At 38.3% G+C, this 16,505-nt stretch carries 16 protein-coding genes; 4 read left to right on the top strand and 12 right to left on the bottom strand.

The features are described 5' to 3' along the window. Positions 1-92: 92 nt before the first annotated feature. Both ispA and xseB read right to left on the bottom strand, forming a co-directional pair. On the bottom strand, positions 93-1,013 hold the full coding sequence (ispA, locus tag ArsFIN_RS16195) for a (2E,6E)-farnesyl diphosphate synthase (RefSeq protein ID WP_026821460.1): 921 nt from the start codon (positions 1,011-1,013) through the stop codon (positions 93-95). A gap of 3 nt (positions 1,014-1,016) precedes the next feature. After that, positions 1,017-1,271: an exodeoxyribonuclease VII small subunit gene (xseB, locus tag ArsFIN_RS16190; protein ID WP_026821461.1), complete on the bottom strand. Its 255-nt coding sequence runs from the start codon at positions 1,269-1,271 to the stop codon at positions 1,017-1,019. Between the two features lie 202 nt (positions 1,272-1,473). Here xseB and thiI point away from each other — a divergent pair, with 202 nt between their 5' ends. Further along, positions 1,474-2,922, top strand: a complete 1,449-nt coding sequence (thiI, locus tag ArsFIN_RS16185; RefSeq protein WP_026821462.1) for a tRNA uracil 4-sulfurtransferase ThiI — start codon at positions 1,474-1,476, stop codon at positions 2,920-2,922. Between the two features lie 76 nt (positions 2,923-2,998). On the opposite strand, the gene yajL is transcribed toward thiI, so the two are convergent. Then, positions 2,999-3,589 (bottom strand): protein deglycase YajL, encoded by a 591-nt coding sequence (gene yajL, locus ArsFIN_RS16180; protein ID WP_026821463.1) that lies wholly within the window; start codon positions 3,587-3,589, stop codon positions 2,999-3,001. 219 nt (positions 3,590-3,808) lie between these two features. On the opposite strand from yajL, the gene ArsFIN_RS16175 reads away from it, so the two are divergent. Beyond that, complete coding sequence (locus tag ArsFIN_RS16175) at positions 3,809-4,300, top strand: YajQ family cyclic di-GMP-binding protein (protein WP_026821464.1); 492 nt, start codon at positions 3,809-3,811, stop codon at positions 4,298-4,300. A gap of 40 nt (positions 4,301-4,340) precedes the next feature. On the opposite strand, the gene ArsFIN_RS16170 is transcribed toward ArsFIN_RS16175, so the two are convergent. The 9 genes from ArsFIN_RS16170 to ArsFIN_RS16130 form a co-directional block, all read right to left on the bottom strand. Further along, positions 4,341-5,705, bottom strand: a complete 1,365-nt coding sequence (locus ArsFIN_RS16170) for an MFS transporter (RefSeq protein WP_026821465.1) — start codon at positions 5,703-5,705, stop codon at positions 4,341-4,343. Between the two features lie 177 nt (positions 5,706-5,882). After that, positions 5,883-6,770 (bottom strand): heme o synthase, encoded by an 888-nt coding sequence (gene cyoE, locus ArsFIN_RS16165; protein WP_026821466.1) that lies wholly within the window; start codon positions 6,768-6,770, stop codon positions 5,883-5,885. A 12-nt stretch (positions 6,771-6,782) separates the two neighbouring features. Further along, on the bottom strand, positions 6,783-7,115 hold the full coding sequence (locus ArsFIN_RS16160) for a cytochrome o ubiquinol oxidase subunit IV (protein ID WP_026821467.1): 333 nt from the start codon (positions 7,113-7,115) through the stop codon (positions 6,783-6,785). Further along, positions 7,112-7,729, bottom strand: coding sequence for a cytochrome o ubiquinol oxidase subunit III (locus ArsFIN_RS16155; RefSeq protein ID WP_026821468.1), 618 nt, complete (start codon positions 7,727-7,729; stop codon positions 7,112-7,114). Before ArsFIN_RS16155 ends, ArsFIN_RS16160 begins: the two co-directional genes overlap by 4 nt. Further along, positions 7,719-9,710, bottom strand: coding sequence for a cytochrome o ubiquinol oxidase subunit I (gene cyoB, locus ArsFIN_RS16150; protein ID WP_026821469.1), 1,992 nt, complete (start codon positions 9,708-9,710; stop codon positions 7,719-7,721). Before cyoB ends, ArsFIN_RS16155 begins: the two co-directional genes overlap by 11 nt. Before the next feature lie 5 nt (positions 9,711-9,715). Next, positions 9,716-10,663, bottom strand: a complete 948-nt coding sequence (gene cyoA / locus ArsFIN_RS16145; RefSeq protein ID WP_026821470.1) for a cytochrome o ubiquinol oxidase subunit II — start codon at positions 10,661-10,663, stop codon at positions 9,716-9,718. Between the two features lie 377 nt (positions 10,664-11,040). Continuing rightward, complete coding sequence (locus ArsFIN_RS16140; RefSeq protein ID WP_246067445.1) at positions 11,041-11,772, bottom strand: nucleoside-specific channel-forming Tsx family protein; 732 nt, start codon at positions 11,770-11,772, stop codon at positions 11,041-11,043. Positions 11,773-12,050: 278 nt separating this feature from the next. Next, positions 12,051-13,589, bottom strand: a complete 1,539-nt coding sequence (locus ArsFIN_RS16135) for an AmpG family muropeptide MFS transporter (protein WP_026821472.1) — start codon at positions 13,587-13,589, stop codon at positions 12,051-12,053. Positions 13,590-13,664: 75 nt separating this feature from the next. Continuing rightward, positions 13,665-14,249, bottom strand: a complete 585-nt coding sequence (locus ArsFIN_RS16130; RefSeq protein ID WP_026821473.1) for a YajG family lipoprotein — start codon at positions 14,247-14,249, stop codon at positions 13,665-13,667. Positions 14,250-14,506: 257 nt separating this feature from the next. On the opposite strand from ArsFIN_RS16130, the gene bolA reads away from it, so the two are divergent. Then, the gene (gene bolA / locus ArsFIN_RS16125; RefSeq protein WP_210409118.1) at positions 14,507-14,818 is read left to right on the top strand and encodes a transcriptional regulator BolA; all 312 of its coding nucleotides are present in this window, start codon (positions 14,507-14,509) and stop codon (positions 14,816-14,818) included. Between the two features lie 344 nt (positions 14,819-15,162). Then, positions 15,163-16,467: a trigger factor gene (tig, locus tag ArsFIN_RS16120; protein WP_026821475.1), complete on the top strand. Its 1,305-nt coding sequence runs from the start codon at positions 15,163-15,165 to the stop codon at positions 16,465-16,467. The last annotated feature ends 38 nt before the right edge of the window (positions 16,468-16,505 follow it).

Here is a 16,505-nt window from a genome sequence, read left to right as displayed (position 1 = left end):
TTTGTTTATACCAATGACGCTGTAGTTGGCTGCCAAAAGATTATTTTGTATTTTTATTATCGGTAAAATGTTCTGTCTTTGAATCAAGGAAATTAGCTTTTTCGTTCGATAATAAAGTGCGTTAAGTTTTGTAGGGTTTCCGTATTAAGTCCATACTGTTGTTCTAACATATAAAGCGTATCCAGTGCTTGTTCATAGAGATTGTTCGCTTTTTTTTGTGCTTGTTCAAGACCGATTAATGATGGATAGGTGCTTTTTTTATGTTTTTTATCTGATCCCTGATTTTTACCTAAAATGTCTGTATCACCGGTAACATCAAGGATGTCATCATGGACTTGGAATAGCAGTCCAATTGCATTGGCATAATTATCTAATAATGGTAGTAATTTGTTGCCTTGGTTGCCAGCCGTAAGTGCACTCATTCTGATGGCAGCACGAATTAAAGCGCCCGTTTTATGATGATGAATAGTTTCCAATGTTGTGAAATCAATTTGTTGACCTTCTGATTCCATATCGAGCGCTTGGCCGCCACACATGCCTGCTGCTCCCGTAGCAGTAGCTAGCTCAGCTATCATCGCAAGGCGATAGGTATCACTAACATCTGGCATAGCCGAACGAGATAATATGTCAAAGGCGAGTGTTTGCAGGGCATCACCAGCTAAAATTGCATGGGCTTCACCAAAGGAAATATGACAGGTAGGCTGGCCACGACGTAGATTATCGTTATCCATTGCGGGTAAATCATCGTGGATTAATGAAAAGGCATGTATACATTCAACAGCGGCAGCAGGTACATCCAGATTTTCCACGGCAACATTTAACATATCACCTATAGCATAAACTAAAAAAGGTCTTAGTCGTTTTCCACCAAGTAACGCGCCATATTTCATCGCCGCGACAAGTTGACTCTGATTAAACGGAAGACGCTGGAATTGGTTTAGCAGAGTTTTGTTGACGCGATTTTGTACCCATTGGCGTTGATCGGCAAAAGAAAGTGTCACTATTTCAGACATGATTTATTTATCTTCCGGCGTAAAGTTATCTAGTTGTGCATTGTCATCGTCTTGTAACAAAATTTGGACGCGTTGTTCTGCCTGTTGCAACGCTTTCTGGCCTTGCCGGGCTAATTGAATCCCCTGTTCAAATTCACTTAATGCTTTTTCCAGCGGAAGTTCGCCTGACTCTAAGCGTGTGACGATCTGCTCTAACGCTATCAGTGAAGTTTCAAAAGATAGCGGATCTTGTTTATCAGATATTTTCTTTTTAGCCATAATCGTTTTACTTGCCTTAATATCGGGTGAATATGCGCGTAAGGCGATTTATTTTACTACATTTACGCATACAATTTATTCTTTTTAGCGATAAAACACAATATAGTGATATACTTCCCACCTTAAAATCAAACGCTCTGCTAATAAATATGCATAATATGCGTTTATTCGCAAAAATAAAAACCGACTTTTATACAAAATTATGAAGTTTATTATTAAACTATTTCCTGAAATTACCATTAAAAGCCAATCAGTGCGGTTGCGCTTTATTAAGATCTTGGCTAGCAATATCCTTAATATATTAAAGGTATTAGATGCGGAAATTACCGTTGTTCGCCACTGGGATAATATCGAAGTTCGCGCTAAAAAAAATACACATCATGATGAAATTTGTGATGCCTTAACAAGAATTCCTGGCATCCATCATATTCTGTTAGTTGAAGAATATCAATTCCGTGATCTCCACCATATTTTTGAGTTAGCTTATGCAACTTATGCTGAATTGCTAACAGATAAAACTTTTTGTGTGCGTGTTAAGCGTCGGGGTAAACAAGATTTTACTTCAATTGATGTAGAACGTTACGTTGGTGGTGGATTAAATCAACATATTTCTTCAGCCAAAGTGAAACTCAATCAGCCTGATATCACTGTGAATCTGGAAATTGAAAACGATAAAGTCATTCTGGTTAAATCCCGTATTCAAGGGATTGGTGGCTTTCCTATCGGTACACAAGAAGATGTTTTATCGTTGATATCCGGTGGCTTTGATTCGGGGGTGTCTAGCTACATGCTAATGCGGCGTGGTTGCCGAGTTCATTACTGCTTTTTTAATCTGGGTGGCACCAGCCATGAGATTGGTGTCAAGCAGGTTGCTTACCATCTTTGGCATCGTTTTGGTCGTTCACATAAAGTGCGTTTTGTGGCGATAGATTTTGCGCCAATCGTAAGCGAAATTCTTACAAAGATTGATGATGGCCAGATGGGAGTTGTACTGAAAAGGATGATTATACGTGCCGCATCGACAATAGCTGAACGTTATGGAGTTCAAGCGTTAGTAACTGGAGAAGCGTTAGGGCAAGTTTCTAGCCAGACATTAACCAATCTACGTTTAATTGATAATGTTACCGATACCTTGATTTTACGGCCATTAATTTCTCATGATAAAGAAAATATTATTAACATTGCTCGCGAGATAGGGACGGCAGATTTTGCGCGTACCATGCCCGAATTTTGTGGCGTGATCTCGAAAAAACCAACAGTGAAAGCAATAAAAACCAAAATTGAAGCGCAGGAAGCTAATTTCGATTTTACTCTGCTTGATCATGTTGTTAGTACAGCACAAAATATTGATATTCGTCAGATAATGAATGATGGTCAAGATAAAACGCCAGCAGTAGAAGTAGTTAGTACATTTTCTGTCGATGATATTATTTTGGATATTCGTTCCCCTGATGAGCAGGAAGCTCACCCACTCGCGCTAACCGGTGTTAAAGTGAAGTTACTACCATTTTATAAACTGAATAGCCAATTTGGTGAGTTACCGCCACAAAAACCTTATTTGCTCTATTGTGAGCGCGGTGTTATGAGCCGCTTACAAGCACTTTATTTACATGAACAAGGTTTTAAAAATGTAAAAGTGTATCGGCCTTGATGATAATAAGTTAACTTTTTTCGTCCTAAGGATAAATGGTTGCCAGTTAATATGTATAATTTTCGCTATGTTGCCGTTAGTTAGCATAGTTATAAATACCCGGCGGCGGCACAAGTTGCGCAGCAACTTCAGCTGCCTTTTTTTTGCCAACCAGTAACTCAATAAGTTTAAGTGAAAAATCAATAGCTGTGGCAGGTCCTTGACTAGTAAGTAGTTTTACTCGTTCATCATAGTAGACACGAGAATCAACGCGTTTATGGCTGGCTATTTTACTTTGTAAAGCAGGATAACCGGTCATATTGCCAATGGGAAATAAATTATGGTGTTCTAATACAATTGCTGGCACGGCACAAATGGCGGCAATGATGTTACCCTGATGATGGGATTGGCGAATTTTTTCAATGATCAGCGGATTATCACGAAACGCTTCTGCACCTTTTAATCCACCAGGTAATACGATGGCATCAAAATCTTGTTCAATAATCTTGACTAACTGAGTGTCGGCAACAATTTTTACTCCCCTTGAGCATGTTAATACCAATTCGCCATTATCTGCGGTACTCGCGGTTGTCACTGGGATTTCGGCTCTAGTTAATAGATCAATTGCTGTTACAGCTTCGATTTCTTCGCTACCGTGCGCCAGGCAAACGAGAACAGTTGGTGACATTTAAGTTTCTCTCTGTCTAATTAATGGATAAATAATTGTACTTATGATGTTGTCAGCTATAACTTGCAGACAGTGCCATCGGCAAAGATCGCGATTGTTTTCCATCTGACTGAATCAATTATGCTTTTTGATGAGTTATTTAACTTCAAGTATAGAGCTTTTGCTGATAATAAAAAGTAGTATTATGCTATTTTATGTGTAATTAGGAGGTGATGAAATATGCCATCATTTGATATAGTTTCTGAAATTGACATGCATGAAGTCAGTAATGCTGTTGAAAATGCGCAACGTGAATTGGCTAGTCGTTGGGATTTTCGCAATGTTGAAGCCAGTTTTGAACTAAATGAAAAAAATGAATCCATTAAAGTGACAAGTGTGTCCGACTTTCAGGTAAATCAATTGGTAGATATTTTACGCGAGAAATTAGCTAAACGTGGAATAGATGGTGCCGTTTTGAATATACCTGACGATATAGTTCATAGTGGCAAAACTTATAGCCTTGAGGCTTCATTATTACAGGGCATTGATTCGGTAATGGCAAAAAAAATCATTAAATTAATCAAAGAGAGTAAATTGAAGGTTCAAGCGCAAATTCAGGGAGAACAAGTTCGAGTAACCGGTAAGTCACGAAATGATTTACAATCTGTGATCGGATTAGTGCGAGAGGCGGAACTTGGTCAACCCTTTCAATTTACTAATTTTCGTGACTAAATTTGTTATGCCTGCTGTATATTCTACAGCAGGTAGTGGGTTATTGGTTATTAATGATAGTTTCCAACTGCTGCCGACTAATCATTTTTTTATCTATTCTAATGTAGGCGCTGAGCGCATTAAGATCGAGCATTACTTCACGCACACCCGGTTGATTCATCAATTGGGTGTGTAGTAAATTAAAATCTTTGATCTGTTGGGGTAAAATTAAACGGATACTACTGGTATATGTAGGTTGATGCATATTTAAGCTAATAAAAAACCAACCGCTACAAAGTATTAAGCTGGCCATAAAAACCCAGGAAGCGCCATTTAAGTGAAAAAGCCATCCACCTAAAATCCCACCTAACGCAACGCCCAGAAACTGACTGGTTGAATAGAGCCCCATTGCAGTGCCTTTATAACCGGCAGGCGCCTCTTTACTGATAAGTGAAGGTAATAATGCCTCCATAACATTAAATGCAATAAAAAATAGTTGCAGACCAAGCACGATTAACCAAAACTGTTGATTAGAAAAACAAAATGTTAATTCAGATATAAATAAGATACTAATACATAATAGGAAAACTTGTTTCATTCGCTGCTGCCTTTCAGCATAGATAACAAAAGGTAGAACCGTGATAAAAGCAATAAGCAAAGTGATTAAATATATTTTCCAATGTTGATTAGTTTGTAGACCTGAATCAATAAGCACTAACGGTAAAGCAACAAAATTTGCCATCAGCAGGGTATGTAAACAAAATATACCAAAATTAAGTTTAAGTAGTTGGCGATTATTAATAACCCTTTGTACGCTATTTTTTATAAAATGCGTTTCACGATTAACGATATGATATTGGCAATCAGGTATAACAAAACGAGTTATTAATATTCCACCCAAGGCAAGTAAGCTTATTCCCCAAAACAGACCATGTAGACCGACAGCATGAGTAATAATCGGGCCAAGAACAATTGCAATAGCAAAAGTGATGCCAAAGCTTATTCCCATAAAAGCCATCGCTTTGGTTCTATTTTGTTCGCTAGTCAGATCGGAAAGTAATGCCATAATGGCAGCAGAAATAGCGCCTGCGCCTTGTAAAGCGCGGCCGATAATAATACCCCAGATAGAATCAGTTATTGCGGCGATCACACTACCGCTAATAAAAATAAGTAAGCCGGCGGTAATTAATTGCTTACGACCAAATCGGTCGGACATTAGACCAAAAGGGATTTGGCAGATAGCCTGACTTATACCATAAATCCCAATAGCTAGACCAAGTAATAATTCGTTAGCATCTTTTAGTTCGCGTCCGTAGCTCGTTAGTATGGGTAATACCATGAACATGCCCAGCATACGTAATGTGAATACCGCTCCTAAACCCCAGGTTGCCTTTAATTCTTTTGGCGTCATTTTCCTATCATTCATGGTTTATCTCACAAGCTTTAGCAGTGGACATTGTAAAATGGTTTAGTCGATTAGTTAATATATTTGTCGTCGAAGTATTAATAAAGTATGAATAAAAAAGTAGGGAATTGGTTGACATATTGGCTATTTTAACTGTGAAGGTAGTGGCAATTATTTGCCACTATTCAAGCTAACTTATTATTTAATATAGACAAAAGTCTGTTCAGTAGTAACAGTTGGATCAATAGACATCATAACGCTAAGAGAGGTAATCGCTATGATAGAGAATATAAACAATTTTCGTGCCCAAAGACGATCATCATTCTGATTTTTAAAACCAGAAATTGCCATACCAAGCCACCATAAACTTACCACGGCGCTAACAATAAGATATTTGTAGCCGGCATAGCCGCTAATGGCGAGCATAATCGTTGCTACCATAAAAGCAAGGATATATAAAAAGATATGGGTTTTGGCGACGGAAATTCCTTTAATTACTGGTAACACGGGAATATTGGCAGTCTGATAATCTTTAAAACGAAAAATAGCAATGGCATAAGAGTGTGGCATTTGCCATAAACTAAAGATCAATAGCAGAATCAATGCTCCCATATCAAACTGATCAGAAACAGCGCAGTAACCAATAACGGGCGGAGCGGCGCCGGATAGACTGCCTACCAGGGTGCCATAAACCGATTTACGTTTCATATAGAGGCTATAAATACCCACATAAATGACAAAACCGATAACAGCAAGTAGTGCCGCTAAGGCATTGGTGGCAAGATAGAGCAAAGCTATGCCAGCAATACCTAGTATGCTGGCATAGATTAGGCAACATTTCGGATCAATAAGTCCTTTAACTAAAGGTCGATTTTTGGTTCTCTCCATCATTCGGTCGATATCACGGTCAATATAGTTGTTAAAAACACAACCAGAAGCGACGACCAGAGATACACCGAGTAATGTAGTCATAAATAGTGGGTAATCAATTATGCCTTTTGCTGCGAGTAGAAAACCGCCAATGACAGAAATTAGATTACCGAAAATAATACCTGGTTTGGTCACTTGTAGATATTGCTTCATCAGAACCACAACTCTTTAGTCGAGCATCATATTGATGTTCAGGTTATACATTATCCACAGAGAGCCAATAACAACAATGCCAATGATTAGCATCGTGAACAGGAAGGCAACCAGATTCCAACGGTCATCTGAAGAGGTATTCATATGTAAGAAACAGACAAGATGTACCAGGATCTGGGCAATTGCCGTACCAATAACGATCCACAGGATAGTGTCATGAGATGCAGTACTATTCATTACCATCCAAAAGGGGACAACCGTTAAAATGATCGAGAGTATAAAGCCAATTAGATAGGTCTTCATACTGCCGTGGCTAGCACCTGAGTGCGGTGTATTGGTGTAACTCATGCAAGGGCCCCCAACAGATAAACAACGGTGAATACACAGATCCAAACAACATCTAAGAAGTGCCAAAAAAGACTTAAACAACTTAAACGAGTCTGATTTACGGCAGTGAGGCCATGACGTGAAATATGGATAATCATGATAATGATCCAGGCTAAACCAAAGCTTACATGAATACCGTGTGTACTAACTAGGGTGAAGAAAGCGGAAAGGAAAGCACTGCGATCTGGTCCATAACCTTCAGCAATGAGCTCATGGAATTCGTAAATTTCCATGATAACAAAACCTAATCCGAGTAAAAAAGTAATCAGTAGCCATAGCTTAACTAGATTTATTTTCTGCTTATACATCGCCAGCATCGCAAATCCATAAGTAATGCTACTAAACAATAACAGGAAGGTTTCGATCAATACAAAATTGAGGTTAAAAATATCCTTTCCTGTCGGGCCGCCGGCAGTACCATTAACCAGAACAACGTAGGTGGCAAACAGGCAAGCAAACAGGATCAGATCGCTCATTAAATAGATCCAAAAACCAAATACTTTTGTTGCGCCTATGTCATGATGTCCATGATTTTCATGGGCAATATGTTGTTTAGCTATTGAATTAGTTGACATGCTGGATACCTGCTTTTTTCAGTTCATCGTAATGCTGATTTTCAATACGTTTAATTTCTTCTACAGGGACATAATAATCAACATTGTCATCAAAACTTTTACCAATCCAGGTGGCGATAATTCCCGCAAAGCCTATAATCGCTAGCCACCAAATATGCCAGACCATAGCAAAACCGAAGATCAAACAAAAGGCTGAGATAATCACCCCGGCAGCAGTATTTTTTGGCATATGAATGGGTTCATATTTGGTTGGCTGTTTATATGCAATCCCTTTTTCTTTCATATCCCACCAAGCATCACGTGTATCAATTTGAGGCTCTTTGGCGAAGTTATAAAAAGGTGCCGGAGACGATGTAGACCATTCTAGTGTACGGCCACTCCATGGGTCGCCGGTGATATCGCGATTTTTGTGGCGATCGCGAATACTGACTATTATTTGTATGACTTGGCAGAAGATCCCGATAGCAATTAGAGCCGCACCGAGTGAAGCGATCATCAGCATCGGATGATATTGTGGATCAATGTTTTGACTTAAACGACGAGTCATACCCATGAAACCCAGTATATAAAGTGGCATAAAGGCAATAAAGAAACCGCTGATCCAAAACCAGAAAGCACGAACGCCCCATTTTTCATTTAATGTAAACCCAAAAGCTTTCGGAAACCAGTAGGTCATACCGGCAAAGCAACCAAACACAACCCCGCCGATAATCACATTATGGAAATGGGCAATCAGAAATAAACTATTATGCAGTACAAAATTTGCGCCGGGAACGGCCAATAGTACGCCCGTCATTCCACCAATAGAGAAGGTAATAATAAAGCCAATCGTCCAGAGCATCGGTGTTTTGAATTCGATACGGCCATGGTACATGGTAAATAACCAATTGAATATTTTTACTCCAGTTGGAATAGCAATAATCATGGTAGCTATACCAAAGAATGCATTGACGTTGGCGCCGCTGCCCATGGTAAAGAAGTGATGTAACCAGACGACAAACGACATTACGGTAATAACAATAGTTGCCCAGACCAGAGACGTATATCCAAATAAACGTTTTTTAGCGAAAGTGGCGGTAACTTCCGAAAATACGCCAAAAACAGGTAACACGAGTATATAAACTTCAGGATGCCCCCAAGCCCAGACCAAATTGATATACATCATCATATTGCCGCCCATATCATTAGTGAAGAAATGGGTGCCTAAATATCGGTCAAGTGTGAGGAGTGCGATGGTAACAGTTAAGATAGGGAATGCGGCAATAATCAGTACATTAGTACAAAGTGCTGTCCAGGTAAAAACAGGCATTTTCATCATTGACATGCCAGGTGCTCGCATTCGTAGAATGGTGGCAAAAAAGTTTATTCCGGTTAGCGTCGTGCCAATGCCTGATATTTGTAAACTCCATATCCAGTAATCTACCCCGACACCAGGATTGTATTCCTTACCTGATAATGGGGGGTAAGCCAGCCAGCCGGTCTGGGCAAATTCACCGATACCTAATGACAGATTAATCAAGATAACGCCAACGATAAATAACCAAAGACTGAGAGAATTTAAAAAAGGAAAGGCGACGTCGCGAGCGCCTATCTGTAATGGGACAACCAAATTCATTAAACCAACCACGAAAGGTGTTGCCATGAAAAAAATCATGATCACACCGTGTGCGGTAAAAATTTGATCATAATGATGCGGTGGTAAAAAACCGGCCTCACCAGCTGATGCTAATGCTTGTTGACCTCGCATCATAATTGCATCGGCAAAACCACGCAGTAGCATGACCATGGCAACGATAATATACATAATGCCAATTTTTTTATGATCGACACTCGTTAGCCATTCACTCCATAACCACTTCCATTTACCAAAATAGGTGATAACCCCTAAAATAGCGATACCCGCTAATAAAATACAGATCACAGTGATGACAATAATTGGCTCGTGAATCGGGATTGCATCGAGCGTTAATTTACCCAACATACTATTTATTCCTTAGCATCGACATGAGCAGAATGGTTCATATGCATTAATTGATTGCCAGACATTTCATGTACGGTTTTGTTAGCATGATTGATATGATGTTCATGGCCGAATTTTAATATCAGTTCTTCATAGAGATTTGGTTTTACGCTTGAAAAATAGGTAACAGGAACATTGTGGCTAGGTTTAGCCAATTGGTTAAATGTCGCCATGCTATCTAGCGTTTTGGAAGATGCTTTTACTTTTTGTACCCATTTGTCAAAACTTGCCATATCAGGCGTTGCAATGACATTAAATTTCATGTCTGAAAAGCCATGCCCGCTATAACTTGATGAAAAGCCTTTATAGGTACCAGGTTCATTAGCAATCAAGTGAAGCTTGGTTTGCATACCGGCCATCGCATAAATTTGGCCACCAAGTGCGGGAATAAAAAAGGAATTCATCACTGACTCAGCGGTTACTTTAAAGTTGATTGGCACACCGACAGGAATCGCGATTTCATTAACGGTCGCAATATTTTCTTCTGGGTAGACAAATATCCATTTCCAATCGGTTGAAATGACCTGAATGGTAATAGGTTTTTTATCGCTTTCTAATGGTTTATAGGGATCCAATTGATGGGTGGTTTTCCAGGTAATTACGGCAAGAATAATGATGATGATGATAGGAACTGTCCAGCAAACTAACTCGATTTTATTTGAGTGTGCCCAGTCTGGCCGGTAGGTTGCTTGTTTATTGCTTGCTCGATATTTTCTGGCGAAAATAATCGCCATAAAAATGACCGGAATGACAACAATTAACATTAAACCAAGTGCAGTCAGTATTAGTTTTCTTTGCTCAATACCAATGGCGCCCTTAGGATCCATTAATACCATATCGCAACCAGTTAACAGGCAAACAATAGCAAGCAGTGAGATGACTCCAATACTTCCTTTATATTTTATAAGTCTCATTTAGCGACCCCAAATGACAAAGATGGTTATTGTCGTTTTGTTCAGTGTGGGCATTTTACGGTAACGTTATATTAGTGTAAACAATTGTAAGACGCACAAATATAATTGTTATTACTTTCTGTTAAAGTGATCACATGTAAAATTGAATTTATTATAGAACGGTTTTAATGATTATTTTGCAGTTAACAATTATTTACATTAAATGATTTTATTATGAATAAAAAGAGGCAGATAAATGGAAGCGGCCGTGTGATTTTATAGGTTGAAAATCAATTATAATGCTAAATAATAGTTAATTTTTTTGATGCTTATTATTTAGCACTAGTTAAAAATAGCATTTATTATCAAATACGCTGTCTTTACGTTAGCTTACATGATTAAAAATTATATTTGATGGTATAAATGATCCCATCGTGATAGAAATCATCTCCAAGCTTGTTATCGGCATAACGATATTGAATACCCGCAGATAAGGTTTCTAATGGCGTCCACCATAAAGCAATAGCGCCATTAATCCCTTTTTTTCCGCCATTGCCATAGCGTTTTGCGCGATTAAATTCCATTTCATGCCAATTAGTGATAGAAAAATTTTGTGACCACAATTGAAAACTATAACCTGCAACCCAACCAATGACATAACCATTGTTACCAGAATAGAAACTTTGATCAACATAATGTAAGGCTAAGAAGGGTTTTAGCCAAAAATTGCCGCGTGAGAAATTGTAGCCAAAACCATAAAGTGTGTTAATTTCGTGGAAATTACCCCCATATTTATAGCCGGGTAAGGACCAAATACCATAAAGATGGCCATATAGATTAAAGCCACTGTTACCTAAGTAGACACGACCTGTGGTTTTAACGGCGTAGCGTTGGTTTCTGCTGGGCTCGGTTCTACGCTGATGAAATGGGTTCTCCACATCAAAGAAACCATAAAGTTCACCCCAATTAAAGTTAGCGCCTCCTTCCAGTTCAAGATAGGCAAAATCTTTTTTGCGGGTAGAGTGAGCAGATTTATTTTCCGCTCGTTGTGACCAGTCAAAATAATTTAAACTGATATTAGCAAAACCATTTTGATAACCAACAGGGTTTTCTGTGGTGGTATTAGCCATGGCAAACGGAGTGAGCGACGTCAATATCGTAATAGGTAAAAACTTTTTACTCATAAATTTTGTTAACTTAATTTTAAATAAATTTAAACGCATTTTAATACAATACAATGCAATGCAAAAGTCGCGAGATGATAGAGTTTGTTTTTGTAAATAGAAATAGGATCCTATTCATAGAGTGATAGAGATCACTCTATATCAATGATTATTTCTTAACAGTCAATAATAAATAATTTATATAAATGTTATGAAGTTAACTATCTAGTATTTATTAATATATTCTAAAGGTTATTATTGCATTGTTTGGGTATTTCTGTTTTACGTATTGCTAGATAATCCAGAATCGCGCCTAAAATAAAACCAATGGTAGCCATTATTATACTAAAATTAATTAGTTGCTCTTTATAAATTAACATTTTTAGCCATAGCTCAATATGTTGGGTAAATAGATAAATTTGGCAGGTGGAAAAATAACAAGCAACGGTTACTATAAGCCAAAATATAAATATACCCACTGAGATGGCAAGACACAAAATAGCTAATTTATAGGTTTGTTTAAAATAAGTTCGACGCATAAATTGGCCAGTTTGTTGGATATAAAATAAAGATGGTTTGCAAATCAATAATAAAAAAATACTCGGCAATGAAATAATGATAGAGATAAGATAAAAAGTGGGCCAATCATATTTGCTTACTAACATGCTTGCGATGGGGCCAACATAAACTCTTCCAATGGCAGATAAGGCTGACAGTAATGCAAATTGAGTTGCTGAAAGAGAATGATTACAAAGGGTCATAAGTAGTGCGACAAAAGAGGCCGTTCCCATGCCGGAGAAGATATTTTCAATAAAGATAACGCTGCTGGTAGTATAAATATTGGCGGGCGTTACTGCCAGAAACCAATAACCAAAATTAGAAATAGCCTGTAAAATACCGAAAATAAGTAAGGCTTTAAATAAGGACATTTTTTGCATAACATAACCGCCATATAAAGCGCCAAGAATAGTTGCAAAGAGTCCAAAAGTTTTATTAATGGTGCCAACTTCACCTAGAGAAAAGCCAAGTTTATTTAATAGAAAATTGGTACTAAGCGCCATAACAAATGCATCACCCATTTTATAGAAAATGATCAACAACAAGGTGATCCAGGCATTATTACGGCTAAAAAATTCTACGAAGGGCTCATAGATAGCTTCATAGAGTGTTGTGGGTGGTGGGGATTTTATTAGCGGTTCTTTCGCCGATAGCGTTGCGTAGACACCAATTAGCATTAAGCTGGCCATCAGTAGATAGAGTTGCTGCCAAGTAACAAAATGCTCGACCAACCATAAAGCCAATCCACCTGAAACTAGCATACTAATACGATATCCCATAACGGATATTGCTGCTCCGGCACCACGCTCTTCTGCCGACAATAAATCGGTTTTATAAGCATCAAAAACAATATCTTGTGATGCAGAGCAGAAAGCGACAAGCACCGCAACCGCTGCCAACCACCAAAGATGTTCCTTTGGGTCCATCAATCCCATCGCCGCAATACTGATAATCAGCAAAATCTGTGTGGTTAATAACCAACCACGACGACGACCTAACCATGGCAGGGTATAGCGATCCATTAAGGGTGACCAAAGAAACTTTAATACATAAGCTTGGCCAACTAATGAAAAAAAACCGATCGTTTTTATATCAATATTTTCGACGGTCAGCCAGGCTTGTAAAGTACTTGCGGTAAGTGCCAGGGGCAATCCTGACACAAAACCTAACAAAAGCAGCATTCTGGAACGATGTTGGCTAAAAACGGTTAGATAGTTTTTTTTCATAGTCGTCCTATTGCTCTGTTGTTGATAAACAGAGTTATTGCGGGCAATACATTAATTAATACGCACAACAATTCATTATTTGTTTTGTTTTATAAACTGGCTGGTTTCAGGATCATTCGCCATATCAGCCATAATGTCGGTTAACGCTTTATTGATTGCATTAGCAATTTTTTCGTTGCTGGCCTCAAGCGGCCCTTGTTCGTTGTAGCTACGCGTATAGGTGCGTGTACTGGTTGAGCCGTTAGAAGCCATAGCTACCACACTAATTGCAACATCGACAGTAATATTATGACGTAAGCTGCCTTCCTGTACATCGGCATACAGCTTATTAAGAACAATTTGCAAATTGATATTAGCCGGTGCGCTAATAGTATAGCCTCTAGCAACCATCTGTTTTTCTAATGCTTCCTGTAATAGATAACGTAAATCGCGAGAGGGTTTTAATACGGCTAGTGTGGCGTTACGATTAACTTCGGCAAGTGCCGTTGAGCTTCGTTTATCAATGCTAGTAATGTTAATTGAAACTGCTCTTATGGTTGGATCTTGAGTTGGCAGTGTAATATTTGGATCGATAGATAAAGTATTACTTTGGGCAACACATCCCATTAAACCCAATGAGATTAACAGAGCAAAGATTAGACAAAAGGTGTTTTTTAACATGTTTTCTCAACCTATTTTGGAATTACTTGATTTAATCGTTACCATATTTTGGTATTTTACTGCTAGTATGCCAGAAAGTTATCGGCATTTGATGAAGGAACCTACTAAAAAAATTTGCCTGGATGAGGCTTTAATCGTAATTTAGTAAAATTTAATCCTATTGCTAACCAATATGGCTAAATTGCAGACAGTAATAATAAAAAATGCTTACTTAGGGTATTAAATCGGAAGAGTCTATTAATATGGTAACTAAACCTATGCAAACTATATGTAAGCAAATTGAAGAAAAACTTAAATACGCTTTTTCGCCTGTATATTTGTTGGTATTAGATGAAAGTGATCAACATAATGTTCCGCCAGGTACGGAAAGTCACTTTAAAGTTATTTTAGTAACAGAAAAATTTGCAGCACAACGGATGGTTGCTCGTCATCAAGTTGTTTATCAATTATTGGCAGATGAATTATCTAATTGTGTTCACGCATTGGCGTTACATACTTATACCCCAACTGAGTGGCAACAACGCCAACAGATAGTTTTTCCTTCACCAGCTTGCCGTGGTGGGGAGTAGGTCAATTGAGATTAAGAAATAGATAATTATGCTTGCTTACCGCGATATTATTTAACAATAGTTGCTAATAAAAATACTATTTTCGTTTTTTGCTTATACTGCGTTAGTCATAGCAATTTTAGCGCGTTTACTATTTATTATTCACCTTTTCTCGACTCACCCCTAATGCATCTGTATAATGTCGCGTCTAATTTTCTATAAGGTTTCGGAACACTTCTACTTATCAGGGATCCTCAAAATAGAGGGTAAACCCGGGTTTCGGGAGCAGCGTGTTGTCAGAGCAAGTGCTTGATAACATTCACTCTGGAGTTGACCGAGTACTAAGATTCTTTTGAGGTAACAAGATGCAAGTTTCTGTTGAAACAACTCAAGGGCTGGGGCGTCGTGTAACAATTACCGTTCCTAATGCTGATATTGAAAAAGCAGTGAATAGTGAACTCATTAATGTGGCAAAAAAAGTGCGCATTGATGGTTTTCGTAAAGGCAAAGTGCCGATGAATATCGTTAAGCAACGTTATGGTACTTCTGTATTACAGGATGTGCTGGGCGATTTAATGCAACGTAATTTTGTCAGTGCAATCATAGAACAAAAAATTAATCCAGCTGGGGCACCAAAATATCAACCTGAACAGTTTAAAACGGGTGAAGATTTTACCTATACCGTCGAATTTGAAGTATATCCAGAAATTGACCTAAAGGGTTTAGAAAATATCAAGGTTGAAAAACCTATTGTTGCGGTAAAAGATCAAGATGTTGATATCATGTTGGAAACATTACGCAAGCAACAAGCAACTTGGCAAGAGACAAAAGAGAAAGTTGGCGCAGATTCGCGAGTGACTATCGATTTTAAAGGCACCATCGATGGTGAAGCGTTCGAAGGCGGTAATGCGAGAGATTTTGTGTTAGTAATGGGTGAAGGTCGCATGATACCAGGTTTTGAAGATGGTATTATGGGGCATCAGGCAGGTGAAGAATTTACCATTGATGTCAATTTCCCAGCCGATTATCATGCAGAGAATTTAAAAGGTAAAGCGGCTAACTTTGCTATCACTTTGCAGAAAGTGGAACAACGGATATTACCAGAACTAACCGAAGAATTTATCAAACAGTTTGGTGTCCCTGATGGTTCAATGGAGAGTTTACGTGCAGAAGTACGCAAAAATATGGAGCGTGAGCTGAAAACCGCTGTTCGTAATCGAATTAAGACACAAGTACTTGATGGTTTAGTTAAGGAAAACGAAATTGAAGTGCCTACTGCTGTTGTTGACAGTGAAATAAATGTACTACGTCGACAAGCCGCACAACGTTTTGGTGGTAATGAAAAGCAAGCGTTAGAATTACCACGTGAAATATTTGAAGAGCAAGCTAAACATCGCGTCATTGTTGGTTTATTATTAGGTGAAGTTATTAATAAAAACTCGCTAACCGCAGATGACGCTCGCGTTAAATCACTGATTGAAGATATGGCTTCGGCTTATGAAGATCCCTCTGAAGTGATCGAATACTACAGCAAAAATAAAGAGTTAATGGATAGTGTTCGTAATTTGGCGCTAGAGGAACAGGCGATTGAAATATTATTAGAAAAAGCGGAAGTAACAGATAAAGAAACTCAATTCCAAGAGTTAATGAATCAGGCTCAGATGAGGTAATTGCTGAGTAGTGAAATGTTATTATCTGGTTTTGTAAA

The organism is Arsenophonus nasoniae (genome assembly GCF_004768525.1).
Classification (GTDB): Bacteria; Pseudomonadota; Gammaproteobacteria; order Enterobacterales; family Enterobacteriaceae; genus Arsenophonus; species Arsenophonus nasoniae.
Note: the sequence above shows the minus strand (reverse complement) of the source record. Positions and strands in the feature narration are given on the sequence as shown.

Bases quoted from the DNA above. Each gene is read 5' to 3' on its own strand.
- ispA (WP_026821460.1), bottom strand. From the start codon at position 1,013: ATGTCTGAAATAGTGACACTTTCTTTTGCCGATCAACGCCAATGGGTA.
- xseB (WP_026821461.1), bottom strand. From the start codon at position 1,271: ATGGCTAAAAAGAAAATATCTGATAAACAAGATCCGCTATCTTTTGAA.
- thiI (WP_026821462.1), top strand. From the start codon at position 1,474: ATGAAGTTTATTATTAAACTATTTCCTGAAATTACCATTAAAAGCCAA.
- yajL (WP_026821463.1), bottom strand. From the start codon at position 3,589: ATGTCACCAACTGTTCTCGTTTGCCTGGCGCACGGTAGCGAAGAAATC.
- ArsFIN_RS16175 (WP_026821464.1), top strand. From the start codon at position 3,809: ATGCCATCATTTGATATAGTTTCTGAAATTGACATGCATGAAGTCAGT.
- ArsFIN_RS16170 (WP_026821465.1), bottom strand. From the start codon at position 5,705: ATGAATGATAGGAAAATGACGCCAAAAGAATTAAAGGCAACCTGGGGT.
- ArsFIN_RS16160 (WP_026821467.1), bottom strand. From the start codon at position 7,115: ATGAGTTACACCAATACACCGCACTCAGGTGCTAGCCACGGCAGTATG.
- ArsFIN_RS16155 (WP_026821468.1), bottom strand. From the start codon at position 7,729: ATGTCAACTAATTCAATAGCTAAACAACATATTGCCCATGAAAATCAT.
- cyoB (WP_026821469.1), bottom strand. From the start codon at position 9,710: ATGTTGGGTAAATTAACGCTCGATGCAATCCCGATTCACGAGCCAATT.
- cyoA (WP_026821470.1), bottom strand. From the start codon at position 10,663: ATGAGACTTATAAAATATAAAGGAAGTATTGGAGTCATCTCACTGCTT.
- ArsFIN_RS16140 (WP_246067445.1), bottom strand. From the start codon at position 11,772: ATGGCTAATACCACCACAGAAAACCCTGTTGGTTATCAAAATGGTTTT.
- ArsFIN_RS16135 (WP_026821472.1), bottom strand. From the start codon at position 13,589: ATGAAAAAAAACTATCTAACCGTTTTTAGCCAACATCGTTCCAGAATG.
- ArsFIN_RS16130 (WP_026821473.1), bottom strand. From the start codon at position 14,249: ATGTTAAAAAACACCTTTTGTCTAATCTTTGCTCTGTTAATCTCATTG.
- bolA (WP_210409118.1), top strand. From the start codon at position 14,507: ATGCAAACTATATGTAAGCAAATTGAAGAAAAACTTAAATACGCTTTT.
- tig (WP_026821475.1), top strand. From the start codon at position 15,163: ATGCAAGTTTCTGTTGAAACAACTCAAGGGCTGGGGCGTCGTGTAACA.